This is a genomic window from Rhodococcus sp. IEGM 1381, from assembly GCF_030056795.1.
Taxonomy (GTDB): Bacteria; Actinomycetota; Actinomycetes; order Mycobacteriales; family Mycobacteriaceae; genus Rhodococcoides.
Window position 1 is genome coordinate 1,789,427 of the sequence record NZ_JASHKQ010000001.1, and the last position, 25,048, is coordinate 1,814,474.

Sequence of the window (25,048 nt, forward strand, 5' to 3'; positions counted from 1 at the left end):
GGGTTTTCTCAATGCCACATATTGGAAACAGTCCATCGGTACTGTCCCGAGTTACATAGGACACACCGATTTGGATAGAGGCACCAGATGACCCTGTCGCCCGACGACGGACGCATGCAGCGCTACAGCGCCGCATCCAAGACCGCTGTGCGCAAGCACGGCAAGAAGACCGCTGCAGTGGCAGCACTGTCAGTACTTGCATTGACCGCCGCAGCGTGCGGCTCGGGCCGCACCGATGCCGGCGGTGACGGTGACGGTGGCGGAGACACGATCACCGTCGGCACCACCGATCAGGTGACCTCGCTCGACCCGGCGGGCTCGTACGACAACGGCTCGTTCATGGTGATGAACCAGACGTACCCCTTCCTGATGAACTTTGCTCCCGGCAGCTCCGAGCTCGAGCCCGACGCCGCACAGAGCTGCGATTTCGCCGAGCCGACCGTCTACAAGTGCACGCTCGAGGACGATCTGAAGTTCGCGAACGGCAACCCGCTGACGAGCGAGAGCGTGAAGTACTCGTTCGACCGGATCGTCGCGATCAACGATCCCAACGGGCCTGCGTCGCTGTTGACCAACCTCGACAGCATCGCGACTCCGGACGAGAAGACCGTCGAGTTCACGCTGAAGGCAGCAAACGATCAGACGTTCCCGCAGATCCTGGCAACACCGGCAGGTCCGATCGTCGACCAGACGGTGTTCCCGGCGGACAAGATCCTCGACGACGACGCCATCGTGGCGGGTACCCCGTTCGCCGGTCCGTACTCGATCTCGAGCTACGCCAAGAACTCCCTCGTCAGCTTCACTGCGAACGGTGACTACAAGGGCATCCTCGGCACGCCGAAGACGTCGTCGATCAACACGAAGTACTACACCAGTTCCGACAACCTCAAGCTCGACGTGCAGAACAAGGCCATCGACGTCGCGTGGCGCTCGTTGACGCCGACGGACGTCGAATCGCTCGGCGGCGTGGACGGTCTGACGGTGCACGAGGGACCCGGCGGCGAATCGCGCTACATGGTCTTCAACATGAACACGATGCCCGGCGATACCCCGGATCAGAAGCTGGCCGTACGCAAGGCAATTGCGGCCTCGGTCGATCGTCAGGCGCTGTCCGACGGCGTCTACAAGGGCACGTACACCCCGCTGTACTCCGTCGTCCCCACCGGCCTGGCCGGTGCGAACACCGCGTACGGCGATGTCTACGGCACCACGCCCAACCGCGACGAGGCAGCCGGATTCCTCTCTGCCGCAGGCGTTGCCACCCCGGTTCAGCTCAACCTGCAGTACAACCCGGATCACTACGGTTCGTCCTCTAGCGAGGAGTACGCCGCGATCAAGAGTCAGCTCGACGCGACGGGCCTGTTCAACGTGAACCTGCAGTCCACCGAGTGGAGCACGTACACCAAGGAACGCGTCGCCGACGCATACCCGGTGTACCAGCTGGGTTGGTTCCCGGACTACCCCGACGCAGACAACTACCTGACGCCGTTCTTTGCGCCGGACAACTTCCTGCAGTCGCACTTCGAGAGCCCGGCCATCACGTCACTGCTCGACCTCGAGCGCACGACGGCCGACGAGAATTCTCGGATGCAGATCATCGGCCAGATCCAGACCGAGCTCGCGACGAACTACCTGCCCACGCTTCCGCTGTTGGAGGGCAAGCAGATCGCCGTCGCCACCGATGCGATCAGCGGCGTGGACGAGACGCTCGACGCCTCGTTCAAGTTCCGGTTCGTCACTCTCGCCAAGAGCTGACGGCGTGCCCACTACCGACAGCACGACGGTAGAGGGCGAGAAGCAAGCACAGCAGGCGAGCGCGCCGTCACGGTACGGCGCGCTCGCCCGTTATCTCGGGGTCAGATTTCTGCTGATCATTCCGACTGCCTGGATTCTCGTCACTGTCGTCTTCTTTCTGATGCGGGTGATCGGTGATCCGATCACGGCGGCCCTCGGTGGCCGCCTCCCTGCCGAACAGATCGCCCAGCGCAAGGCCGAGGCCGGCTACGACCGGCCGATTCTGACGCAGTACTGGGAGTACCTGACCGGCTTGCTGCGTGGCGACTTCGGTCGTTCCGCGACCGACAACCGCGCGATCAGCGACGTCCTGCTCGTCAACGGTGCAGCCACACTGGAACTGGCGTTCTGGGCATTGCTGGTGGCCTTCGCCGTCGGTATCCCGCTCGGGTTCTTCGCCGCTACCCATCGCGACCGGTTCGGCGACGCCTCGTTGCGGATCTTCGCGATTCTGGCGTACGCGGCCCCGGTGTTCTTCGTCGGAATGCTGCTCAAGCTGCTGTTCGCAGTCAAGCTCGGCTGGCTCCCGGTGGCCGGACGAGCCAGCACCAATGTGGAACTGGCACTGCAGAACGTCTCGCCCAAGACCAACGTTCTGATCGTCGATTCGTTCCTGTACGGCGAATCGAGCTACACCGTCGACGTGCTCGAGCACGCGGTGCTGCCTGCTCTCGCCCTTGGTCTGTTGACGGCCGGCGTGTTCCTCCGGCTGGTGCGCGTCAACCTGATTCAGACGTTGCAGGCACCGTTTGTCGACGCAGCGCGGGCTCGCGGGTTGAGCGAGGGCACGGTGACGAGACGACATGCGTTTCGCAACGCGATGATCCCCATCGTCACCGTCATCGGCCTGCAGATCGCCGTGCTGCTCGGCGGCGCAGTGCTCACCGAAACCACCTTCGAGTGGCAGGGCCTGGGATACGAACTCGCCCGGTACCTGCAGGCACGCGATTTCGTTGCGGTGCAGGGCATCGTGACGTTCCTGGCCGTGGTGGTCGCCGTCGTCAGCTTCGTCACCGACGCGATCGTCGCACTCATCGACCCGAGAGTGAGGTTCTGATGAGCACCGAAGTCGTGCTGTCCGACGTACCTCCCACCCGTCCACATCGTCGAGGATTTCCCGGCGTCGCGTTCGTCAAGTCCACCTCGGGATTGCAGCGTGTCACGCTGATCGTCGGGTTGGCGCTGATGGTGGCGTTCGTCATCGCGGCGGTGTTCGCGCCGCTTCTCGCGCCGTACGGGTTCTCGCAGACCAGCGATGCCGGGCAGGATTTCGCTCGCCAAGCGGCTCCGTCCGCCGAGCACTGGTTCGGCACATCGGTCCGCGGCGAGGATGTGTTATCGCGTGTGATCTACGGTGCCAGAACAGCATTGATGGTGATCGCGTCGTCGTTACTTCTCTCGCTGATCATCGGTGTACCTCTCGGGCTCGCCTCGGGTTACATCGGGCGCTGGTTCGACCGCGTGCTCGTGCTGTTCATGGACGCGATGTACGCATTCCCGTCTCTGCTTCTCGCGGTGGTCATCTCGATCGTCGTGGCGGGTGGTCAGTCGTCGAGCTTCGGTGGCATCGCATCCGCGGCCATCGCCATCACGGCCATCTTCGTCCCGCAGTATTTCCGCGTGGTCCGCAACGCCACGGTGGCGGTCAAGACCGAACCGTACGTCGATGCCGCACGGGTCACCGGTGCCGGCACGCCGCGAATCCTGTTCCGCCACATCCTCGCCAACGTGGTCCAGACGCTGCCGGTCATCATCACCCTCAACGGGGCCGAGGCCATCTTGACCCTGGCCGGGCTCGGGTTCCTCGGGTTCGGCATCGAACCCACCTCCGCCTCCGAATGGGGCTACGACATCAACAAGGCGCTGCCGGATATCTCCAACGGCATCTGGTGGACGTCGGTGTTCCCGGGCCTCGGCATCGTGCTGGTGGTACTCGGTTTGACCATGGTGGGTGAAAGTGCAAGCGAGACACTCAACCCGCTGCTGCGCACCCGCAAGAAATTCAAGAAGGCGGTGAAGGTATGACATCGAGTGTCTCAAAGTCGAAAGAGAACACGCCACACGGGTCCGCACTGTCGGTGACGTCGCTGTCCGTCACGTTCGTCACCGATGCCGGCGAAGTCGACGCCGTCACCGAGGTCTCGTTCGAGGTGTATCCCGGCGAGGTACTGGCTGTGGTGGGGGAGTCCGGCTCGGGAAAATCCGTCAGCGTCAGATCCGCGATAGGTCTGTTGCCCGATACCGCACGCGTCGAGGGACACGTGGTGCTCGGTGGCCAGGACGTAACGAGGCTGAGCAACAAGGCGTGGGCGCAGTTGCGCGGCAACAAGATTTCGATGGTGTTCCAGGAACCGGGCAGCGCTCTCGATCCGCTCTTCACCATCGGATATCAGATAGTCGAGGCGCTGCGTGCGCACACACGCGCCAGGAGTGGAGCCGGCGGAACGACCCGAAGTGCGGACGGTAAGCGGATGTCGGCGAAAGATGCCAAGGCGCGGGCCGTGGAGTTGCTGACCATGGTGGGTTTGCCCAACCCCGAGCAGCGCTTCTCGTACTACCCGCACGAGCTCTCGGGTGGGCAGAAGCAACGCGTCATGATCGCGATCGCCATCTCGTGTGAGGCGAAGGTGATCATCGCAGACGAGCCGACCACCGCCCTCGACGTCACGGTGCAGGCCGAAATCCTCGAATTGCTCCGCGATCTCAAGGACCGGCTCGGCTGCGCCATCGTGCTCATCACCCACAGCATGGGCGTCGTGTCCGATCTGGCGGACCGCGTAGTTGTCATGCAGAACGGCCGCGTCGTCGAGGAAGCACCGGTGGCACAGTTGTTCGACGCCCCCGCAGACGACTACACCAAGAAGCTGCTGGCCGCGGTGCCGACACTCGCTGCAGTGGAGTCGGACAAGACCGTCGACACCTCGGGCGAACCGGTACTCGACGTCTCGCGGCTGGTGGTGCAGTTCTCCGGTGGTGTCGGCTCCCCGGCGTTCCGGGCGGTCGACGACGTCTCACTCACCATTCACCGAGGCGAGACCCTCGGCCTGGTGGGTGAATCCGGCTCGGGTAAATCGACCATCGGCAGATGCGTTGCGGCACTGCAGAAGCCGACCAGCGGCAGCGTGACGGTGTTGGGACAGAACATCGCCGGTGTCAGTGAACGCAAGCTCAAGCCGCTGCGCAAGCGCTTCGGCTTCGTCTTCCAGGACCCGTCGGCGTCACTGAATCCGCGACTGACCGTCGGACAATGTATCGCCGAGCCGATGATCGTGCACAAGTACGGCTCCAAGGATGCGATCGCCGCCAGAACGACCGAACTTCTCGACGCCGTGCAACTGCCGTCCGGCACCGACAAGAGGTATCCGCACGAGCTCTCCGGTGGACAGCGGCAGCGCGTCAGCCTGGCGCGCGCACTGGTGCTGGGTCCGGATCTGGTGGTGGCGGACGAGCCGACCAGTGCGCTGGACGTCTCGGTGCAGGCAGCAGTATTGGACCTGTTCGAGGCACTACAGCAGGAATTCGGTTTCGCGTGCCTGTTCATCAGCCACGACCTCGCCGTGGTGGACCGCGTCGCGCATCGTGTGGTCGTGCTGCGCAACGGGGGAATCGTCGAAGAGGGAACGCCGTGGAAGATTCTGCGATCCCCCGAGGCGGACTACACCAAGAAGCTGTTGGCTGCGATTCCTGGCAAGCGCCTGCATACGTGAGTTCTTCTCCTGACCGGGCACTCCGGTACCGTTGGGGCCGCGCCGCACCGGGCGCTGACATGAACTAGTACACAGGCTGGAGCCGAATGACCGAGGAATCCCAACCCACGAGCGCAACTCACTCGGGCGGTGCCTCCTACGCGGCGGCCGGGGTCGACATCGCCGCAGGAGACCGAGCAGTGCAGCTGTTCGCGCCGCTCGCCAAGAAGGCCAGTAGGCCCGAGGTCATGGGCGGTCTCGGCGGTTTCGCAGGTCTCTTCGCGCTCAAGGGCGACTACCGTGAGCCGGTCCTGGCGGCCTCGACCGACGGCGTCGGTACCAAGGTCGCCGTGGCGCAGGCCCTCGGAAAGCACGACACACTCGGCCTCGACCTGGTGGCGATGGTCGTCGACGATCTTGTCGTCTGTGGAGCCGAGCCGCTGTTCCTGCAGGACTACATCGCCGTGGGCCGCGTCGTTCCCGAGCAGGTCGCAGAGCTGGTCAAGGGCATCGCAGAGGGCTGCATCATCGCCGGCTGTGCACTGCTCGGCGGCGAGACGGCCGAACACCCGGGGCTGATGGCCGACGGCGATTACGACCTTTCGGCCACGGGCATCGGCGTCGTGGAAGCGGATTCGATCCTCGGACCCGAGCGGGTGCGTCCCGGCGACGTGGTCATCGGAATGGGATCGTCCGGTCTGCACTCCAACGGCTACTCCCTCGCCCGCAAGGTGTTGCTCGAGATCAATCACATGGACCTCGGCGGGCACGTCGAGGAGTTCGGTCGCACCCTGGGCGAGGAATTGCTCGAGCCCACCAAGATCTACGCCAAGGACTGCCTCGCGCTCGCAGCGGAGACCGACGTGCGCACGTTCTGCCACGTCACCGGCGGCGGACTCGCCAACAACCTCTCCCGGGTCATGCCCGAGGGACTGGTGGCCGAACTCGACCGCACCACGTGGAGCCCGGCCCCGATCTTCTCGCTCATCGCTCAGCGCGGACGCGTCGAGCGGGCCGAGATGGAGCAGACGTTCAACATGGGTGTCGGCATGGTCGCGATCGTCGCTCCCGAGGACGTCGACCGAGCGCTGGCCGTGCTCACCGCACGTCACATCGACTGCTGGACGCTGGGCACGGTGAAGAAGGCCACCGGTAAGGACATCGCCGCCGAGCGTGCGCTGCTGCAGGGCAACCACCCCAGGTTCTGATCGGCTTACCGGACGAACAAGTGAGGGGGAGCCGCTAAGCGGCTCCCCCTCAGTCGTTCAGTGCACAGTACTAGCGTCGCCAGTCCTCGTACTCGTCTTCCTCGACTCGGGAATGCACATCCGAGTCAGAGTGGATGCCACGATGGGAGTTGGACGAACCACCGGAGAGTTCCTTCTGCAGACTCTCCAAGTCCGTTGTCGGTGAGCTGTACTTGAGCTCACGAGCGACCTTTGTCTGCTTTGCCTTAGCCCTGCCTCGGCCCATGGCGGTGCCCCCTCGCGGACTTGCGGGGCGGCCTGGGGAAATTTGGCGGCCCCGTTAGAGTTGGTATTTCTTCCTGGCACACACTCTAGCGCGCGAATCGCCGCGATGCGCATACGGTGCCACGTGTCTGTAATGAGTACGTCGGCGCGACACGCCCGGGGTCGGGGCCCACGCTGCCTGTACCTGCACATATCCGTGCGCAGGCGAACTATCTTCGCCGGGCGACACGAGAACTACGTGCTGCGCGTCATGGTTTGCGCGAGGATTTCAGCGCAGCTGCTGCATCGCGATGCACCTTCGGTGCCAGTCCCGGCTCATCGAGCAGTGTCCGCATTGCGGCTGCGTCCTTCCCCTCGAAGAGCATTCGTACCGTCACCCCGTGTTCGGGAATCGACTCCACGGTCACCGCGTCACCGGTGGCGAAGACACCCGGTTCGAGAACTCGGAAGTACGCACCCACATCGCCGCGTGCAGTGAACCGGCGAACCCACCCCGGCTCGCCGATCCACCGCGCGAACGTGCCGCAGGGTTTGCGAGCGATGGTCGCTTCCAGCGTCACCGTGCCGACTCGCCATCGTGAACCGATCACTGCATCGGTCACCGGCACCCCGCTGGTGCGCAGGTTCTCCCCGAATCGACCCGGCGGAACCGGCACCCCCAGCTCGTCGGCCCAATAGCGCGCCTCGTCCTCGTCGTAGACGTACACGGCCTGATCGAGACCGCCGTGGAACTTCGTGTCCCGGCAGTGATCGCCGCCGATACCCAGCTCATGGACGTCCACCGGTCCGTCGACGGGTCTCTTGTCGATGCCGCTGTCGCCCACCGCACGGCGTCCGAACGGAACATCGGCGTGCACGACGCAGACAGCGAGAAGGGTCCCGGTCACCGGCCGCGCAGGCGGTCGACGGCAGCTCGACCAGCTTGGACGTCGTCATAGGACGGGATGGAATCAGGATCGATCGACGCGGCACACGGACCTGCTTCGAGGGCGGTGTCCACCGGAATCGTTCTCTTGAGAAGAGCCAGAGCGATCGGGCCGAGCTCGAAGTGATCGATGACGGTACCCAGACGCCCCACCGATCGTCCGCCTGCGGTGACCGGGTCACCCGTGCTGGGCCGACCGTCGGCGGAGCCGTCGAGATGCAGCAACACCAGGTGCCGCGGCGGGCGACCGAGGTTGTGGACGCGCGAGACGGTCTCCTGGCCGCGGTAGCAGCCCTTCTCCAGGTGCACGGCACCGAACTCGGCGGCACTGCCGATCCAGCGAACCTCGTGCGGAATGGTCTTCTCGTCGGTGTCGACGCCCACGCGCGGACGCAACGATTCCACCCGCAACGCGTCGAAGGCCCAGGTTCCGGCCGGGGCGGCACCGGCGTCGCGCAGTCGGAGGAACCACTCGGTGAGATGTGCGCGGGGGATCACCACGTCGTACGAGTTCTGGCCGGGCCACGGCATCCGCCGAACGAATCCGCCCCCGTCGATCGCCGACGCACCGTAGATCTCGCTCGGAGCCGGCACGCCGGCCTTGTCGAGGACCGACGCCGCGTCCGATCCGAGAACGGTGAGAACGGCGAGTTCGTCGGCCTCGCGGGGTTCGGCCTTGGCCCAGAACACCATCTTCTTCAGGAACGAGAGCAGATCCGGGCCTGCGGACCGCTCAGTATCGATGTACGTCACGCCGCCCAAGTCGGTCTGCACGAAGTGGTGCTCGATGCGGCCGTTGACGTCCAGGCTCAGGTTCTCGGCCGAGCTGCCGTCGGTCAGGTTCGTCACGAGTTGGCTCGAGATGGTGTTCAACCAGCTCAGGCGTTCGTCTCCGCTGATGGCGACAACGAAGCGGTGCGATCGATCGATGACGGCGGCGCCGCTCACGGCGTCGCGTTGCTCGCCGAACGGATTGCCGTAGTGCCAGGCCACCCCGGCGTCGACGCTGTCGTCCGGGGATCGAACGGCACCGGGAAGAGTGAGAAGAGGACTTGGGCTGATCGTCACGGAATCGGACACCACCCCATAGTAGGAGCCTGGGGAGTCCGACGTTTTACCTACGTGCAACGCATCGGATATCCGGGGGCGATTTCCCCTGTCTAGGTTTCGAGCCGTGAAAGCTATGAGACACCCGGCAGCACAAATAGGTCTGGCAGCGATCGGCGGAATCGTGTTCGGTCTGATCGTCGGTGACTGGGCCGCGAATCTGAAGTTCGTCGGCGATCTGTTCATCCGCCTGATCCAGATGTCGATCGTGCCGTTGGTCATGGCATCGGTGATCGTGGCGACGGGATCCATGTCCGGAACAGGCACCGGCAAGATCGCGGTGCGAACGTTCAAGTGGATGATCGGCTTCTCGTTCGTGGCAGCTGTGCTGGCGTGGCTGCTGAGCGTTCTCATCCGGCCCGGTGCAGGCATGGAATTCACTGCGCAACTCGACCCGAGCCTGGAAGAGAGCGCGAGCGAGGCGCTCGGCTGGCAGGACACCTTGCTCAACTTCGTCTCGACCAATGTCTTCAGCGCGATGTCCACAGCGACGATGGTGCCGATCATCGTGTTCTCGTTGCTGTTCGGAATTGCGCTGCGCAACCACATCACCAAGACGGGCGACACCGGCGTACTGACGTTCATGGATCAGATTCAGCAGATCGTCCTGACGATGATTCGCCTCGTCATGACCATCGCTCCGGTCGGTGTCTTCTGTCTTCTCGCCGCTCTCGCCGGAGACGTCGGATTCTCCGTCGTCTCGACCGCGTTGAGCTACTTGGGGACCACCCTGCTTGGAGTGCTGATTCTCTTCGCACTGTTCGTGGTCGTGGTGACGGTACGAACCCGGTTGGATCCGAGAAGCTTGCCGAGCAAGCTCACCGAGCAGACGGCCATTGCCGTCACGACCACGAGTTCTGCAGTCACCTTCCCGACCGTTCTGAAGAACACCGTGGAGAAGGTGGGTGTCAGCCAGAAAGTCGCCAACTTCACGCTGTCGATCGGACTCACCATGGGTTCGTACGGCGCGGTCCTCAACTACATGATCGTCGTGATGTTTCTTGCGCAGGCAGGCGACGTCGATCTCAGTGTCGGCCAGATTGCCCTCGGGATGGGTCTGGCGATCCTGCTGAACATGGGCACGATCACGGTGCCGGGTGGATTCCCGGTGATCGCGATGTTCCTCGCAACGTCGTTGGATCTGCCGTTCGAGGCGGTCGGCCTGTTGATCGCCGTCGACTGGTTCGCCGGAATCTTCCGCACCTTCCTCAACGTCAACGGCGACACGTTCGTCGCGATGTTGGTGGCCAACGCCGACGACGAGATCGACCGTGACGTCTACAACGGAACCAAGTCGGTAGTAGCCGAGGACATCGACCTCGACGAGTACCGCGACGTGATGGCGCAGGCAGATCGAGCCGACTGACCGTCTGCTCTACAGTGACGGCCATGGCCGATTCGGTACTGGTGACGTTGGACGGCCGAGTGCACGACGCCGGGCAGCCGTTGTTGTTCGCCGACGACCTGGCTGCCGTGCGCGGCGACGGGGTGTTCGAGACACTGCTCGTGCGGGGCGGCGCAGCCTGCGCAGTGGAGTTGCACCTGGCCCGTCTGGCGGCGTCGGCGACGGCACTGGAACTGCCTGCCCCCGATCTCGACGAGTGGCGAACGGTGATCGACAAGTCCGTCGGTCTCTGGACCGAGGACTCGGTGGACGAGGCAGTGCTCCGATTGGTACTCAGTCGGGGACGCGAGAGCAGCGGAGAGCCGACGGCGTTCGTGACGGTGGGGCCTCTTCCCGAGCGGGTGCGGACGGCGCGTGCGAACGGGGTGTCGGTGATCACGCTCGATCGAGGCTATTCGGTCGAGTTCTCGGCGACTGCGCCGTGGCAGCTCGCCGGTGCGAAAACACTGTCGTACGCGACGAACATGGCTGCGCTGCGGCACGCGTCCGCCCAGGGGTCCGACGACGTCATCTACCTGAGCAGCGAGGGGCGGGTACTGGAAGGTCCGCGGTCCACGGTGGTGCTCGCGCGCGGTAAGACACTGGTCACACCGTCGGTGGAGCAAGGAATCCTGGCCGGAACAACCGTCGCCGGGTTGTTCCAGGTTGCCGAGACTGCCGGCTGGACCTGCGAGCACGGGCATCTGTACCCGGCGGATCTTATTGTGGCAGATAGCGTTTGGTTGGTCTCGAGTGTCACCCTCGCGGCGCGGGTGACAACGATGAACGGCGTAGTTCTCGGTCGTCCCGGGAGCGGTGAACAGGTGTCCGACATGGTCGATCGAGCCGTGGAAGTCGCCGCCACGAGATAAGAGCCCAACGACCCTGCCGAAAGACTCTTCCCTACTACTACTTGTAGTAGTACATTCGAGTTTGTCGCGGGACAACGCCCTGACCTGCGGTGTTGCCCGTCACAGCTCGGGTGGAAGAGTTCGGAGTATCTATGGACGCGTTGGATGTCTCGCGGTGGCAGTTCGGTATCACCACCGTTTATCACTTCATTCTCGTACCTCTCACGATCGGCCTCGCGCCGATAGTGGCCGCCATGCAGACCATGTGGGTGATCACCGGCAAGGACTCCTGGTACCGGCTGACCAAGTTCTTCGGCAAGTTGTTCCTCATCAACTTCGCACTCGGCGTCGCGACCGGAATCGTGCAGGAATTCCAATTCGGAATGAACTGGAGCGAATACTCGCGCTTCGTCGGTGACGTGTTCGGCGCGCCCCTCGCACTCGAGGGGTTGGTGGCATTCTTCCTCGAGTCCACGTTCCTCGGGCTGTGGATCTTCGGGTGGAGCAGACTACCCAAACTCGTTCATCTGGCGACGATTTGGCTCGTGGCCATCGGCGTGAACGCCTCGGCCTTCTTCATCATCGCAGCAAACTCGTGGATGCAGCATCCCGTCGGCGCGATCTACAACGAAGAGACCGGCCGCGCCGAGCTCACCGACATCTGGGCGCTGCTCACCAACAACACTGCGCTGGCGGCCTTTCCGCACGCCGTCGCAGGTGCATTTCTCACCGCCGCAACCTTCGTCGCCGGCATCTCCGGTTGGTGGATGGTGCGCGAGGCGCGGAAGAAGAAGGCCCAGAATGAGCTCGACACACTCCCGGCCAACGGGGTCACTCCGCAGGCTGCGCTCCCGGCCAATGGGGTCACTCCGCAGGCTGCGCTCCCGGCCACCGACTCGCGGACGATGTTTCGGTCGGCAGCGCGCATGTCCTTCATCGTCATGATCGTCGCGGGCGGCGCGCTCGCCGTCACCGGAGACATTCAGGGCAAGCTCATGTTCGAGCAACAGCCGATGAAGATGGCATCCGCAGAATCGTTGTGCGACACAGAAACCGGAGCCAGCTTCTCGCTCCTGACCGTGGGTACCCACAACAATTGCGAATCCGTGGTGCACCTCATCTCGATTCCCGGCCTCACCTCGTTCCTGGCGGAGAACGACTTCGGTGCCACCGTGCAGGGCGTCAACCAGCTACAGGATCAGTACGAACAGCAGTTCGGCCCGGGTAATTACAAACCCAACCTGTTCGTCACGTACTGGGCATTCCGGATGATGATCGGACTGGCCGCAGGCTCGGCCCTGCTCGCCGTCGCGGGCCTGTGGGTCACCCGAGGTGGCCGGATTCCCGACCAGAAGTGGTTCTCGTGGTTGTCATTGTTGGCCATTCCGACTCCGTTCCTGGCCAACAGTGCCGGCTGGATCTTCACCGAAATGGGCCGTCAGCCATGGGTTGTCGCGCCGAATCTCTCGGGAGTCGATCAGATTCGGCTCACCGTCGATCAAGGCGTCTCCGACCATCCCGTCGGCCTCGTCGTCGCCTCGCTGGTGACGTTCACGCTGCTCTACGCCGCTCTCGGGGGCGTCTGGTTCTACCTGCTTCGGCGCTACGTCATCGAAGGACCTCTCGACCACGACGCGCACCCGCACGTCGACCCACCGGATTCGGAAGACGAAGAGCCCAAACAGCTCTCGTTCGCGTACTAGGGGATAGCCATGTCACTGCCCGAATTCTGGTTCCTCATCATCGCCTTCTTCTTCGTCGGCTACTTCGTGCTCGAAGGCTTCGACTTCGGCGTCGGTATGCTCATGCCCATCCTGGGCAGGCACCCGGACGCGGCGACGGGTGAGAAGCGCAGGCGTGCCGTCCTGAATACGATCGGTCCGGTCTGGGACGGTAACGAAGTCTGGCTCATCACTGCAGGCGGCGCCCTCTTCGCAGCGTTTCCCGAGTGGTACGCCACGTTGTTCTCGGGCTTCTACCTGCCGCTGTTGTTGATCCTGGTGGCGCTGATCCTGCGTATCTGCGCCATCGAATGGCGCGGAAAGATCGACGACCCGACGTGGCGTCGGCGCTGCGACATCGGAATCGGCATCGGCTCGTGGGTTCCGGCGGTGCTGTGGGGCGTCGCGTTCGCCAACATCGTGCGCGGAGTCGCGATCGACGAGAACAAGAAGGTCACCGCAGGGTTCTTCGACCTACTCAACCCGTACGCACTGCTCGGCGGAGTAACGATGGCCGTGGTGTTCGCACTGCACGGTGCCGTGTTCATCGCGCTGAAGACCTCCGGCGACGTACACGAGGACTCGGTGAAAATGGCGGCGTGGCTTTCGGTTCCGGCAGTGCTCGTCGGTGGAGCCTTCGCGCTGTGGACACAACTCGCGTACGGGAAGACCTGGACCTGGGTACTCGTCGCGGTCGCAGCAGTGGCGCTGCTTCTCGTCGTCGCGCTGACGGCGAAAGTACGCGAAGGCTGGGCCTTCGTCTTCACCAGCATCGCCATCGTCGCCGTCGTCGTGCTGCTGTTCGCCGCCCTGTTCCCCAACGTCATGCCGTCCAGCACGGACGCCGCCTTCGATCTCACCATCGCGAACGCGTCGTCCAGCCCGTACACGTTGAAGGTGATGACATGGGCCGCGGCCTTCGCTGCCCCCGTCGTCATCGGCTACCAGGCCTGGACGTACTGGGTCTTCCGGCAACGCATTTCGAGCGCTCAGATACCTGATTCGATCGGACTGACGGTGAAGTCGTGAGCGCACCCGCCCGCTCGCGGGCACCGGTCGATCCCAGACTGTGGAAGTACTCTCACTCCGCGCGCGGCTACCTCTTCGCGACGGTCGGGCTGTCGACCGTCGTCACCCTGTGCATCATCGTGAGTGCGCTTGCCATCGGCCGCGTTCTGGCCGGCGTCATCACCGACTCGACGGCCAGGTCGTTGTCCGATTGGACCACGGAACTGGTGGTGCTGGCATGTGCGACGGCAGTTCGCGTGGTCGCGACCGGAGCCCAGTCTCGGTACGCGCACCGGTCGGCATCGCGAGTGGTGGCCGAGCTGGAGCTCGAAGTGCTCACGACCGCAACTGGTTTCGAGCCTCGGGAGCTCGACGCCCAACGTGAAGAGCTGGCGGTCGTCGTGACTCGCGCCATCGGCGGATTGCGGGCATACCTGATCGGCTACGTACCGGCGCTGGTGCTGGCCGTCATAGTCACCCCGTTGGTCCTGATCGTCATCCTCACCCAGGACGTGACGTCGGCGGTGATCATCGCGGTGACCCTGCCGCTCATCCCGATCTTCATGATCCTGATCGGACTTCTGACCAAGGGGCGAGCGGCTGCGACGCTCACCACGATGACCCGGCTGTCGGCGCAGTTGCTCGATTTGTTGGCCGGTCTGCCGACATTGCGCGCGCTGGGGCGCGAACACGGGCCCGCAGCCCGCATCCGGGCGCTGGGCGATGCACATCGGCGAACGACGATGCATGCGTTGAAGGTTGCCTTCCTCTCGTCGATGGTGCTGGAACTGCTCGCGACCCTGTGTGTCGCGCTGGTGGCCGTCGGCATCGGACTGCGGCTGGTATTCGGGGAGATGACACTGGAGGCAGGCATCGTCGCGTTGATTCTCGCGCCCGAGGTGTACTTTCCACTGCGGTCCGTGGGCACGCAGTTCCATGCGGCCGAGGACGGCGTCGAAGCCGCGAGCCGGGCATTCCGAGTGTTGGATCGCCGGACGGTTCGGCCGAGTGGTGGTCGAACGGTCGACGCCTCGGCCGCGAACATCGAACTCGACGGGCTCACCGTCACGAGTCGGGACGGCGAGGCTCCGGCAGAGCTCAGTGCATTGTGCCGAGCGGGCACCGTCACGGTGCTGACCGGGCCGAACGGCGCGGGCAAATCGACTGCACTACAAGCAATCCTGGGTCTGACAACGCCATCGAGCGGCGTGGTGAGAATCGGGGGAGTGCCGGTGGCCGACCTCGACCTCGAACAGTGGTGGGCGCAGGTTGCCTGGCTTCCGCAGCGGCCGGTGTTGTTGCCCGGCACGCTGTACGAGAACGTCACCCTGCATGGAGTGCCCGAGCCGGATGCCTTGGACGCGGCGTGCCGTTCGGCCGGCTTCGACGAGGTCCTCCGAGATCATCCGGCCGGCTGGGACACCCGCGTCGGTCAGGGCGGAGTGGGGCTGTCGCTCGGAGAACTGCAGCGTCTCGCCCTTACCCGGACCTTCGTCTCGAATGCGCCGGTGATGGTGCTGGACGAGCCGACCGCGCACCTCGATTCAGCGGGTGAAAAGACTGTGCTGCACGCTGTTCGAGCCGCGGCCGATCGAGGGGTCACCGTCGTGATGGTGGGTCACCGGCGGTCGGTGTTGCATGCCGCCGACCGCGTCGTCGAGGTGCACCGTAGTGCGCGCGCGGTGCCGGAGTTCGATCATGTCTGATCTGCGGCAGGCGTTGGGCCTGTTGGAGCTCTCGCCGCGGCGGGTGGCGGTGGCTGTTGCTGCCGGAGTGGCGACGCTCGGGAGTGCGCTGGCTCTGGCCGCGCTGTCGGCATGGTTGATCACCCGGGCCTGGCAGATGCCACCGGTGCTGGATCTGTCCGTGGCGGTGGTCGCCGTTCGGGCGCTGGGCATTTCGCGGGGAGTGTTCCGATATCTGGAACGACTGTCCACACACGATGCGGCGCTGCGTGGTACGACGGCAGCTCGCACCGGAATCTACGACAGGTTGGCGAACGGAAACGGGGCGATCCATCTGCGGCGCGGTGACGTTCTCGCTCGCACCGGAGCCGATGTCGACGTGCTGGGCGACGTCGTCGTTCGGGCCGTCGTACCCATCTGTGTCAGCGTCGTGATGATGTTCGCGGCGGTGGGCCTGCTCGCCGGCATTGCGCCTGCTGCCGCGTCGATCCTGGCGGTGGCGTTGCTGATCGCCGGAGTGGGCGCCCCGATGCTGGCGGCGCGGTCGGCGAGGATCGCGGAAGAGGCCGGTGCCGACGCCGACGCACGGTTCGCGGAGTCGGCTGTCCGTGCCCTCGACCATGCTGCGGAACTGCGGGTCGCAGGGCGACTCGACGCAACACTGGCCGAGGCTCGAAGCGCAGCACAGGCTTCGGTGGTTGCCCGGGATCGCGCCGCCCGTCCGTCGGCCATCGCCGACGCCGCTGGGCCGCTGTCGATCGGCGCATCGGTGATCGGGTCCTTGCTCGTCGGAATCGGGCTCTACGGACCGGACGGAGGCACCGCCGGTGGTATGACGCCGATGGCACTGGCGATCATCGTGTTGGTTCCGCTGGCTGCCTTCGAGGCGACTGCCGCGCTCCCCGGGGCGGCAATCGCGCTGATGCGCGGCAGAATCGCAGCCACCAGAATCGTGGCCATGCTCGATGCGGCTCCGCCGCATGTGCACGACTCCCCTGATGGGTCGTTCCGCGGGCTCCACTCCCGCTGGACCCCTGCTACGAACTTCCGTGCACATGCGCGGAGCGCTCTCATCGGGCCCAGCGGGTCGGGTAAAACGACGATGTTGCGCGCACTTGCCGAGGAATACGGCTCGGACGCAGCGTTGTTCGCCGAGGACGCGCATTTGTTCGACACCTCGATTCTGGAGAATCTGCGGGTGGTACGCGGCGACGTGAACGAGCAGGAAGCAGCGAAGGCACTGCGGAAAGTCGGCCTCGGATCGTGGCTCGACGCGATGCCCCTCGGTGTCCACACGACCCTGGTCGGCGGCGCACAGGCGGTGTCCGGGGGAGAGAGACGCAGGCTGCTGCTCGCGCGCGCTCTGCTCGGTACCGCACCGATCGTGCTGCTGGACGAGCCGACGGAACATCTCGACAGAGTCTCCGGCGAGCGGATACTGCGCGAGCTGCTCACCACCGACGGCGGCCTGTTCGGTGCCGACCGAACCGTGGTGGTCGTCACCCATCAACTGCCGGAGAACACCGACGCCGACCAGGTGATCGATCTCGGCGCAGATGCGAAGAAAAAACACTTTGCCGACTCGGAATCTCCGGCGTACGTTGGGAGTACACGAGAGAGGAGGTGGTCTGAAGTTGATGAACTCTAGGACGCGTGAGGTGGCTGTCAGCTAGCCGCTATCGCTGACGGATTCACTGCGAAGACCGCGCGAGCGGCAGGCGAATCCCAGGCAGCTACCCGGCCCCCGAGCCCCCGACCTGTCCGGTCGGGACCTGAAATCAGGTATGGCTCGGGGGCCGTTCGCGTGCAACGAGCCGAAGTAAATAAAACGAGCCGAATGAAAGATTCAGCCGATGTAGCGAGAGAGCCGTGCGGACAACCGCGGTGCGAGTGGGCCGTCGGCGACAACACGTTCCTCGACGTACGCCAGATCTCCACCCTCGACGATTCCGTACAGGCGGCGCGCTCCGCCGACCAGCGCACCCGAGGTGCTGCGGATGACGACGTCGGTCGCGAGCTCCCAGGAGGACTTGGTGAGTGCGTGTCCGTAATAGAGTTCGACCACACCGGTGCTGTGGGTCAGTAGGAGCTCGACGACTTCTTCGTCCTCGGAACCTTTGAGCCCATTGCCGCCGCTGATGCGCCAGAATCCGGTTTCGCGCAGGTCGGGGTGTGCGTAGTTGCCGTCGGAGTCGAGCCGCCACGAGCGCGACTCCCAGCTCAGGTAGCTGCCGCCGTCATGGGTGATGACGATCTGCTGGCCGAAGGGGTAGTCGGTGCCGACCTCGGGGTCGTGACCCTCGCCCGTGCCGCGCCAGACGCCGACGAGCGGCAGCAGAGCCAGCATCGACGGGTTCAGATCGGGACCGAGCCGCAGGTTGGCGGTGTCGTCGGGATGGGGGATATCGGGCAGTACCGGGATGTTGCGCAATGACGCCTCGGCGAACTTCTGTTCGGCCGCCGCTATCGCTTCGTCACCACTGGTGATGGGGGCGTCGCGTACCTCGTCGGCACTGCCCTCGTCGGCCCTGCCCTCGTCGGCCCTGCCCTCGTCGGCACTGCCGGGTTGCCCCGCTGCCGGTTCTGTCACGACTCGTCGTTGACCAGTCGGTAGACGACGTACAGCGAGAACGCGATGATGGCTATTGCCGCAAGCACCAGCAACAACTCGAAGAATATGACCACGAGTGCAAGTTTAACCCGCAGCCGTCTTCATCGAGAACAGCGGCCCGAATCCTGCGTGTGCCCTTGGTGACATCTACCCAAGTTCGGGGCTTTCAGTGCGCTGGATCACTCGTACGGATGGTGAAACGGCCGCGAACAGGTACCTTCTTCGGGGGGCGTCGGCACTCGATCACGAATTTCCGACGTTTTTCACTGTGTTCTGTATCAAAAGGCTGGGGAGGTCTTCGCAATAATGCTGCGTCGTAAACGGGCTCTGACAATGTCGTTCGGCTCTGTGCTTGTCAGGTCGGCGGTGGTGACCCTGGCGTTGGCTCTCGCTGCTCCCGCAGCTGCACTCGCCGCACCCGATTCGGGTTCTGCAGATTCGGGTTCTGCAGACTCCGGATCGGGGTCCTCGCAGGGCCCCAACATCGACCCCAACAACTACGCGCAGGACTGTCCGGATGTGTTGATGCTGGCCGTGTCCGGTGCCACCGACTCGGATGCGGGCCGCAATCCTCTGAACGAGGAGCCGCCCGCGATCGACTCGAATTGGGTCGGAAACGTCACGCTTCCGACCGGTCAGGTGAACGCGGACAGCCCCGGCACGGTCGGTTGGCTCTACGTCCCCTACGCATCGACCTACGGCGTCGGTGTGCTGGACGACGTGCTGACGTATCAGCAGAGCATCACCGACGGCATCGCCTCGACCAATCGACTGATGGACGAGTACAAGATCAAGTGCGGCGACAAGACCAAGTTCGTTCTCGTCGGCTACAGCGTCGGCGGTGAGGTGCTCGACCGTCTGGCGGTCGACCTCGGCCATCGCGACCCCTCGGCACTGGTCAACGGTGACGACATAGCGGGCGTGATGATGATCGGCTCGCCCTACCGCCCGACCGGTGTGCCGAACTTCGAGGACGAGCCGGGTCAATCGCTCGGCGGATTCATGGATCAGTCGCCGCGGGATTACGGAACGCTGACCGACAAGGTCACCTGGTCGTGCCGACCGTACGATCTGGCCTGCGACGCTCCGGACAACATCGAGTTTCTTCAGTTGGCACTGGAGATCATCTCGCAGATGCGGATGACGCTGCTCAACCCGGTGCAGACCGTGGCCGACTTCGCGCGTGCCGTGACGACCATCGCCACTCGCGCGATCGTCGACATCGCAACGAACAAGTCCTGGCTCGAATCGGACGAGACCCTTCTGCAAGTTCTGGTGAAGGTGGCTGATGTGGACTACACGGTCGCCGATCAGCAGGCGGCCGCCGCTCTCACACCGGACCAGCTGCTCGCAGATCTGAACTGGGCTCTCGGACCCGGTGCCGAGACCGTGGAAGCCAAGCTGCGCGCCGAGGGCGAGGGTCTGGTGGAGAACAACAAGGGCATCGCCGACGTGGTACTCGGGCCCTACCTGTTGATCGGGTTCCTGCAGCACCTGTCGTACTGGTACAACGACCCCAACGACGGCTACGAGTGGGAGAGCGAGAAGATCGTCGCTTGGGTCACCGACCTCGCCCGCACCGAACGGGAGAAGAACAACGCGCCCGCGCCGTCCGCACCACAGACCGCAGCCCCCGAGACCGCAGCACCCGAGACCGCACCCGAACCTCACCTGCTCCCGGTGCCAGGAACGCAGACGAGGGTCAGCGATCTCGGTGCGTTCCTCGAGTCCCAGGGCATTCCGGTGCCGGAGGGGATGTTCCCTCCTCAGTACTCGACGGTTCCCGAGCCGACCACTGCCGCACCCGTGCCCAACTAGCAACTCGGTAGAGAACGAAAGAACCCCGCACCTCTCGCAGGTGCGGGGTTCTTGTCTCTGTGGCTACGAGCGGGCCGAATCAGACTCCGACGGTGACGTTCGCCGAGTGCACGCCTGCACCCTCGGGAGCGATGACGGTGTCGCCGTTGCCCGATGCCGACAGTGCGCGCAGCGTCCACTGGCCGGGAGCGGCGAAGAAGCGGAAGTCTCCGGTGCCCGACGCGACGACCTCGGCGGTGAACTCGCCGGTGCCGTCGAGCAGACGCACGAATGCTCCTGCTACCGGCTCACCGTCGCCGGCGAGGACGCGGCCGGTGATGACCGTTTCCTTCTCGACGTCGACGCCTGCGGGGATGGTCTGGCCCTGTACGGGTGCTCCACACATATCAGTGAACCTCCAACTCGATGGGTGCTCCGACGAGGGAGCCGTATTCGACCCAGCTACCGTCGTAGTTCTTGACGTCTTCCTTGCCGAGGAGCTCCTTGAGGACGAACCAGGTGTGGCTCGAACGCTCACCGATGCGGCAGTAGGCGATGGTGGCCTTGTCGTCGTCGTAGCCCTTGGTCTTGTACAACTCTTCGAGCGCGTCGTCGGACTTGAACGTGCCGTCCTCGTTGGCGGTGGTGCTCCACGGGATGTTGATCGCCGACGGCACATGGCCACGCTGCTGAGCCTGCTCTTGCGGGAGGTGAGCCGGGGCGAGGATCTTGCCCGAGAACTCGTCGGGCGAACGCACGTCTATCAGGTTCTTGTTACCGATGGCGTCGATGACCTCGTCGCGGAATGCACGGATCGACAGGTCGGGAGCTTCGGCGCGGTACTGCGTGTTCTCCCGGCTGACGACGTCCTTCGACAGCGCGCGTCCGTCGAGTTCCCACTTCTTGCGTCCACCGTCGATGAGCTTGACGTCCTTGTGGCCGTAGAGCTTGAAGTACCAGTAGGCGTAGGCGGCGAACCAGTTGTTGTTTCCGCCGTACAGAACGATGGTGTCGTCGTTGCTGATGCCCTTCGCGGACAGCAGGTCCGAGAACTGCTCCTGGCCCAGGAAGTCACGGCGAACCGGGTCCTGCAGGTCCTTGCGCCAGTCGAGCTTGACCGCACCTTCGATGTGTCCGCCGTCGTAGGCGCTTGCGTCTTCGTCGACCTCGACGAAGACGGTCTTCGGTGCGTTCAGGTTCTGCTCGGCCCAGTCGGCAGAGACCAGGACGTCGGAGCGAGCCATGGTGTTCCTTTCGGTCTTTCTTGTACGGATCGGAAGAAGGGTGTCAGTGCGAGGTGCTGCGCAGTCGCGCCGCGAGGGGGTAGATCATGCACCCGAGGCAGACCGCGAACGCAGCGTTGAGAAACGCCGCGAACAAGGCGAAGCCTGCTGCCACGGTGCCGACGACAGGAGAGCCGAGCGCGAAGCCGAGCACTCCCACGGCGGCGAACGCGAATCCCACCAGCTGAGCGAACTTCAACGGAGCCACCGGCTCGCGTTCGCTGGTAGGGGAGAGTCGCGGAGCGACGAACGTCGCGTAGATCGTGCCGTACGGACTGTGCTTGGGTCCGCGAACGGCTCCGATTCCGAACACGATCGCCTGTAGCCCGAGCAGGATTGCCGCCGCGGGGACCGAGAACGTGGTCAGGAGAAGTACGACGACCAGAACGGCCGTGGTGATCCACGCTGCGAAGCGAGGGCCGCGGACGTCGACCTGGTCGATCGTGGGGGAGTCGGTGTGGGTGTCGGGTGTCGACATCGAGAAGTACTCCTGTGCGAGGCCGGGGCACGCTACATGGGCAGTGCTCGGACGTGGATTCCTGTCTTGAGGCCGACATCACGCATGGGCGTGGCGGCAGAAGGAAATCAGCAGCAGCGACAGCAACATCCGCCCAGTCGGCACAGATCAACCGTGCGTCGACTGGTGAGCATCAGCTCGTGGCGGGAGAACACGAAGAGCATCCTACCCGCTACCAGCGGCGCGTCGAACCGCCGGCCCGATCGGGTGCGGTCAGAGTGCGTCGAGCGCAGAACGCAGAGCCGCCGCGGAGGGAACCCCCGCGATTCTGGAGCGCCGACGCAAGTCGGTGTCGAGCACGAACGTGGTGGGCAACGACAGCACTCCCAGCTCGCGGGCGAGAACCGGATGGGCATCGATGTCGAGCTCCACTTCGCGGGCCCCGCTGCGATCGTTCAGTACTTGCCCTACGACGCGACGGACGGCCGCGCACGGTCCGCACCAGTCCGCCGAGAAGTGCAGCACGGTCGCGGTGTCGGTCGTGATGCCGGCCTCGAGTAACAGTGGGCGTACAGCGTCGGTGTCGGAGCCTGTGTCTCGTACGGCGCGTACGGTGCCGGAGCGGCTTCGGAAGTACAACCCGGTAGCGACGGCAAGGACCGCCACGACCAACAATACTGTGATCCCTGTCACGGCTTCTCGATCTCGTTGAGGTCGATCGTCACGTTGTCGCCCGAACCCTCGATGACGATCTGCGACCCTTCCGCGTACACGTCGGTCGGCAGAAGTCCGAAGGGCAGGTTCTGGCGCTCGATGGTCTTGGTGAACAATCCGAGCACTGTCGGCTTGGCGAAGTCGGGAATCGTGAAATCCGCCCGACCCTCGGGGCCGAAGTAGAAGTCGGATGCCACGATGGCGACGCTGTCGCCCTCGAGCGACAGGTCGGCTTGCACGCTCACTGTCGTCTGCAGTGGGCCGACCGGCACCGTTCCGGTCAGCACGACGCCTCCGGTCGTCGTCTTGCCCGAGCCGCCGGAGCCGCCCGTGCCGTCGGACTTGTCGGCCGGTGGCGCAGAAACCTGCAGGTCGACGATGCCGAGGAACCGGCCGAGGTCTGTCGCCTCGATGCGGACGCGGCCGTCGAGTTCGTCGACCGGAATGGCCCGGACGTTGTTGTCGATCAAGTCGGACAGGGCGATGTGCACGCCACGAAGATTGGCCTCGATCGTCGTCGAGCCGACGTATTCGGTGGGGACGTCCTGGGCCCTTATTTCGATGTTCTGGTAGCGGCCGTCCGCGGCCTGGGTCAGGAACGGGAAACCGTGCACGATCACCTGGGGGTCGGAATTGAGCTCGCCACCGGCGCGAATCGCGCGCGAGACTCGGTACTCGGAGTAGGCCGCCGCGCCGAAATCCACGACGAGCGCGAGGGCCAGCAGGCTGACGAGTCCGATGAGAAGTGTGCGCACGCGTCCATTGTGACCGACGGGTCGCACACTGCCCGCTTCGGCCAGTTGTACGAACAAGCTAGTCTGTGTCCTTGACGAACAGTCCAATCCAGCTCGAGCTGGACCGGCCAGCAGCAAGAATGGAGACGCAGTGGAGCTCCTACTACTGACGTCCGACCCCAATCCGGAGGGCGTTCTTCCGTCCCTTGCTCTGCTGGCGCATCACGTGCGTCCGGTGCCCACCGAGGTCTCCTCGCTACTCGAAGCGGGTTCGGCCGATATCGCGCTCGTGGACGCCCGCACCGATTTGGCTGCGGCACGCGGGCTGTGTCGCCTGTTGGGCAGCACCGGATCGGCGATCCCCGTCGTCGCGGTCCTCACCGAGGGCGGGCTCGTGGCGGTCAACTCCGATTGGGGCCTGGACGACATCCTGCTTCCCGGTACCGGCCCGGCGGAGCTGGACGCGCGCCTGCGGCTACTGGTCGGGCGCAGCGGCGGCGTCGCGAGCCCGGAGACCTCGGGCAAGATCACGCTCGGTGAGCTGATCATCGACGAGGGCACCTACACCGCACGGCTTCGCGGTCGTCCGCTGGATCTGACCTACAAGGAATTCGAGCTGCTGAAGTATCTGGCACAACACGCGGGTCGCGTGTTCACTCGCGCGCAGCTGCTGCAGGAAGTGTGGGGTTACGATTTCTTCGGTGGCACGCGCACCGTCGACGTCCATGTTCGACGCCTGCGCGCCAAGCTCGGCACCGAGTACGAATCGCTGATCGGCACCGTGCGCAACGTGGGATACAAAGCGGTCCGGCCTGCGCGCAACACCAAGGGCGGCCCCGCTGCATCGGACGGCGCGAACGGGGATTCCGGCGATGCGGATTTCGAGTTCGAGCAGGAGAGTACTCTCTCCTAGATGAGTTCGGATACTGCGTTCGGCGTCCATCCCATCGACGGCGACGCACCGTCTTCTCGAGTCTCCGACGAGGTTCATCGGATCCTTTCTCGCGCAACGGAAGTCGACGGTACCGCGCCTCTTTCGGAGCAGGCGGTGAAGGCGGTCGACGCCGGCGAGAACGTCGTTCGTCTCGTCGCCACCGACGGTGATCGCGTCGTGGGCTACGCCGGAATCGCCGACGGGATGGCCGAGGCGGTGGTCGATCCTTCTTCCCGCGGTCGCGGCATCGGTCGCGAATTGGTATCTCGCGCACTCGATATCGGGTCCGGTACGCGAATCTGGGCGCACGGCAATATCGCCGCGGCGCAGTCCGTTGCATCTCGTCTGGAGCTGAAGGTGGTTCGGGAATTGCTGCAGATGCGTCGGGCATCGGCCAGTCCTGATCTTCCCGATGTTGTTGTACCGGAGGGTATTACGCTGCGAACCTATCGTGGCCATCAGGACGACGCAGAGCTGCTGCGGGTGAACAATGCGGCATTTTCGTGGCACCCCGAGCAGGGCGGCTGGACCGACCGCGACATTGCCTCGCGACGAGACGAGCCCTGGTTCGATCCGGCGGGCCTGTTCCTGGCGTTCGAGGAAGGCAGCGACCACCTACTGGGATTTCACTGGACGAAGGTTCATCCAGCGGAGAGTGCCGAGCCGCCCACCGGTGAGGTGTACGTGGTCGGCATCGATCCGCAGTCCCAGGGCCGTGGTCTCGGTCGAGTACTGACGCTGGCGGGCTTGCACTACCTGCGTAGCCGCGAACTGGGTCAGATCATGCTGTACGTCGAGGCCGACAACACTGCGGCGGTGCACACCTACACCAAGCTCGGATTCGAGAACTATCACGTGGACGCCGCGTACGCGCGCACCGTCTAA

General features: G+C 64.5%; 23 protein-coding genes. 14 read left to right on the forward strand and 9 right to left on the reverse strand.

Features of this window, described 5'->3' with window-relative positions:
- Window positions 1–114: 114 nt before the first annotated feature.
- From QM797_RS08395 to purM, 5 genes are all read left to right on the forward strand, one after another.
- Window positions 115–1,755 carry an ABC transporter substrate-binding protein gene (locus QM797_RS08395; protein WP_502942301.1) on the forward strand — a complete coding sequence of 547 codons (1,641 nt, stop codon included), beginning with the start codon at window positions 115–117 and terminating at the stop codon, window positions 1,753–1,755.
- A gap of 109 nt (window positions 1,756–1,864) precedes the next feature.
- A complete protein-coding gene (locus QM797_RS08400; protein WP_502942302.1) occupies window positions 1,865–2,851 on the forward strand; it encodes an ABC transporter permease in 987 nt (328 codons plus the stop codon).
- Window positions 2,851–3,819, forward strand: a complete 969-nt coding sequence (locus QM797_RS08405) for an ABC transporter permease (RefSeq protein ID WP_283274833.1) — start codon at window positions 2,851–2,853, stop codon at window positions 3,817–3,819. The genes QM797_RS08400 and QM797_RS08405 overlap by 1 nt, the downstream gene beginning before the upstream one ends.
- Window positions 3,816–5,501: an ABC transporter ATP-binding protein gene (locus QM797_RS08410; protein WP_283274834.1), complete on the forward strand. Its 1,686-nt coding sequence runs from the start codon at window positions 3,816–3,818 to the stop codon at window positions 5,499–5,501. Before QM797_RS08405 ends, QM797_RS08410 begins: the two co-directional genes overlap by 4 nt.
- 86 nt (window positions 5,502–5,587) lie before the next feature.
- Window positions 5,588–6,688, forward strand: a complete 1,101-nt coding sequence (gene purM, locus QM797_RS08415; RefSeq protein ID WP_283274835.1) for a phosphoribosylformylglycinamidine cyclo-ligase — start codon at window positions 5,588–5,590, stop codon at window positions 6,686–6,688.
- Between the two features lie 70 nt (window positions 6,689–6,758).
- Here the strand turns inward: purM and QM797_RS08420 are convergent, their stop codons facing one another.
- The 3 genes from QM797_RS08420 to ygfZ all read right to left on the reverse strand — a co-directional run bounded on the left by QM797_RS08420 (window position 6,759) and on the right by ygfZ (window position 8,957).
- The gene (locus tag QM797_RS08420) at window positions 6,759–6,953 is read right to left on the reverse strand and encodes a DUF3073 domain-containing protein (RefSeq protein WP_008719426.1); all 195 of its coding nucleotides are present in this window, start codon (window positions 6,951–6,953) and stop codon (window positions 6,759–6,761) included.
- 247 nt (window positions 6,954–7,200) lie between these two features.
- Window positions 7,201–7,839, reverse strand: a complete 639-nt coding sequence (locus QM797_RS08425; protein WP_283274837.1) for an MOSC domain-containing protein — start codon at window positions 7,837–7,839, stop codon at window positions 7,201–7,203.
- Entirely contained in the window at window positions 7,836–8,957 is a 1,122-nt protein-coding gene (ygfZ, locus tag QM797_RS08430) for a CAF17-like 4Fe-4S cluster assembly/insertion protein YgfZ (RefSeq protein WP_283274838.1), read from the reverse strand. The genes QM797_RS08425 and ygfZ overlap by 4 nt, the downstream gene beginning before the upstream one ends.
- A gap of 94 nt (window positions 8,958–9,051) precedes the next feature.
- Here ygfZ and QM797_RS08435 point away from each other — a divergent pair, with 94 nt between their 5' ends.
- The 6 genes from QM797_RS08435 to cydC all read left to right on the forward strand — a co-directional run bounded on the left by QM797_RS08435 (window position 9,052) and on the right by cydC (window position 17,281).
- Window positions 9,052–10,350 (forward strand): dicarboxylate/amino acid:cation symporter, encoded by a 1,299-nt coding sequence (locus tag QM797_RS08435; RefSeq protein ID WP_283274839.1) that lies wholly within the window; start codon window positions 9,052–9,054, stop codon window positions 10,348–10,350.
- 23 nt (window positions 10,351–10,373) lie between these two features.
- The gene (locus QM797_RS08440) at window positions 10,374–11,240 is read left to right on the forward strand and encodes an aminodeoxychorismate lyase (protein WP_283274840.1); all 867 of its coding nucleotides are present in this window, start codon (window positions 10,374–10,376) and stop codon (window positions 11,238–11,240) included.
- 131 nt (window positions 11,241–11,371) lie between these two features.
- A complete protein-coding gene (locus QM797_RS08445) occupies window positions 11,372–12,922 on the forward strand; it encodes a cytochrome ubiquinol oxidase subunit I (protein ID WP_283274841.1) in 1,551 nt (516 codons plus the stop codon).
- Window positions 12,923–12,931: 9 nt separating this feature from the next.
- Window positions 12,932–13,969, forward strand: a complete 1,038-nt coding sequence (gene cydB / locus QM797_RS08450; protein ID WP_283274843.1) for a cytochrome d ubiquinol oxidase subunit II — start codon at window positions 12,932–12,934, stop codon at window positions 13,967–13,969.
- Window positions 13,966–15,654 (forward strand): thiol reductant ABC exporter subunit CydD, encoded by a 1,689-nt coding sequence (gene cydD / locus QM797_RS08455; protein WP_283274844.1) that lies wholly within the window; start codon window positions 13,966–13,968, stop codon window positions 15,652–15,654. The genes cydB and cydD overlap by 4 nt, the downstream gene beginning before the upstream one ends.
- Complete coding sequence (gene cydC, locus QM797_RS08460; protein WP_283274845.1) at window positions 15,647–17,281, forward strand: thiol reductant ABC exporter subunit CydC; 1,635 nt, start codon at window positions 15,647–15,649, stop codon at window positions 17,279–17,281. The genes cydD and cydC overlap by 8 nt, the downstream gene beginning before the upstream one ends.
- A gap of 198 nt (window positions 17,282–17,479) precedes the next feature.
- Here the strand turns inward: cydC and QM797_RS08465 are convergent, their stop codons facing one another.
- The gene (locus QM797_RS08465) at window positions 17,480–18,223 is read right to left on the reverse strand and encodes a heme-binding beta-barrel domain-containing protein (protein WP_502942277.1); all 744 of its coding nucleotides are present in this window, start codon (window positions 18,221–18,223) and stop codon (window positions 17,480–17,482) included.
- 369 nt (window positions 18,224–18,592) lie between these two features.
- Here QM797_RS08465 and QM797_RS08470 point away from each other — a divergent pair, with 369 nt between their 5' ends.
- The gene (locus QM797_RS08470; protein ID WP_283274846.1) at window positions 18,593–20,062 is read left to right on the forward strand and encodes a cutinase family protein; all 1,470 of its coding nucleotides are present in this window, start codon (window positions 18,593–18,595) and stop codon (window positions 20,060–20,062) included.
- Between the two features lie 79 nt (window positions 20,063–20,141).
- Here QM797_RS08470 and QM797_RS08475 read toward each other — a convergent pair whose 3' ends face one another.
- From QM797_RS08475 to QM797_RS08495, 5 genes are all read right to left on the reverse strand, one after another.
- Window positions 20,142–20,447: a DUF1416 domain-containing protein gene (locus QM797_RS08475; RefSeq protein WP_094679874.1), complete on the reverse strand. Its 306-nt coding sequence runs from the start codon at window positions 20,445–20,447 to the stop codon at window positions 20,142–20,144.
- A 1-nt stretch (window position 20,448) separates the two neighbouring features.
- Window positions 20,449–21,285 (reverse strand): sulfurtransferase, encoded by an 837-nt coding sequence (locus tag QM797_RS08480; RefSeq protein ID WP_283274847.1) that lies wholly within the window; start codon window positions 21,283–21,285, stop codon window positions 20,449–20,451.
- Window positions 21,286–21,328: 43 nt separating this feature from the next.
- A complete protein-coding gene (locus QM797_RS08485) occupies window positions 21,329–21,802 on the reverse strand; it encodes a DUF4395 domain-containing protein (protein WP_283274849.1) in 474 nt (157 codons plus the stop codon).
- Between the two features lie 252 nt (window positions 21,803–22,054).
- A complete protein-coding gene (locus tag QM797_RS08490) occupies window positions 22,055–22,474 on the reverse strand; it encodes a thioredoxin family protein (RefSeq protein WP_283274850.1) in 420 nt (139 codons plus the stop codon).
- Complete coding sequence (locus QM797_RS08495; protein ID WP_283274852.1) at window positions 22,471–23,250, reverse strand: LmeA family phospholipid-binding protein; 780 nt, start codon at window positions 23,248–23,250, stop codon at window positions 22,471–22,473. The genes QM797_RS08490 and QM797_RS08495 overlap by 4 nt, the downstream gene beginning before the upstream one ends.
- 130 nt (window positions 23,251–23,380) lie before the next feature.
- Here QM797_RS08495 and QM797_RS08500 point away from each other — a divergent pair, with 130 nt between their 5' ends.
- Both QM797_RS08500 and mshD read left to right on the forward strand, forming a co-directional pair.
- Complete coding sequence (locus tag QM797_RS08500) at window positions 23,381–24,142, forward strand: winged helix-turn-helix transcriptional regulator (RefSeq protein WP_283274853.1); 762 nt, start codon at window positions 23,381–23,383, stop codon at window positions 24,140–24,142.
- The gene (gene mshD, locus QM797_RS08505) at window positions 24,143–25,048 is read left to right on the forward strand and encodes a mycothiol synthase (protein WP_283274854.1); all 906 of its coding nucleotides are present in this window, start codon (window positions 24,143–24,145) and stop codon (window positions 25,046–25,048) included.

Coding starts and splice junctions, on each gene's coding strand:
- QM797_RS08395 (WP_502942301.1), top strand. CDS start 115: ATGCAGCGCTACAGCGCCGCATCCAAGACCGCTGTGCGCAAGCACGGC.
- QM797_RS08405 (WP_283274833.1), top strand. CDS start 2,851: ATGAGCACCGAAGTCGTGCTGTCCGACGTACCTCCCACCCGTCCACAT.
- QM797_RS08410 (WP_283274834.1), top strand. CDS start 3,816: ATGACATCGAGTGTCTCAAAGTCGAAAGAGAACACGCCACACGGGTCC.
- purM (WP_283274835.1), top strand. CDS start 5,588: ATGACCGAGGAATCCCAACCCACGAGCGCAACTCACTCGGGCGGTGCC.
- QM797_RS08420 (WP_008719426.1), bottom strand. CDS start 6,953: ATGGGCCGAGGCAGGGCTAAGGCAAAGCAGACAAAGGTCGCTCGTGAG.
- QM797_RS08440 (WP_283274840.1), top strand. CDS start 10,374: ATGGCCGATTCGGTACTGGTGACGTTGGACGGCCGAGTGCACGACGCC.
- QM797_RS08445 (WP_283274841.1), top strand. CDS start 11,372: ATGGACGCGTTGGATGTCTCGCGGTGGCAGTTCGGTATCACCACCGTT.
- cydB (WP_283274843.1), top strand. CDS start 12,932: ATGTCACTGCCCGAATTCTGGTTCCTCATCATCGCCTTCTTCTTCGTC.
- cydC (WP_283274845.1), top strand. CDS start 15,647: ATGTCTGATCTGCGGCAGGCGTTGGGCCTGTTGGAGCTCTCGCCGCGG.
- QM797_RS08475 (WP_094679874.1), bottom strand. CDS start 20,447: ATGTGTGGAGCACCCGTACAGGGCCAGACCATCCCCGCAGGCGTCGAC.
- QM797_RS08480 (WP_283274847.1), bottom strand. CDS start 21,285: ATGGCTCGCTCCGACGTCCTGGTCTCTGCCGACTGGGCCGAGCAGAAC.
- QM797_RS08485 (WP_283274849.1), bottom strand. CDS start 21,802: ATGTCGACACCCGACACCCACACCGACTCCCCCACGATCGACCAGGTC.
- mshD (WP_283274854.1), top strand. CDS start 24,143: ATGAGTTCGGATACTGCGTTCGGCGTCCATCCCATCGACGGCGACGCA.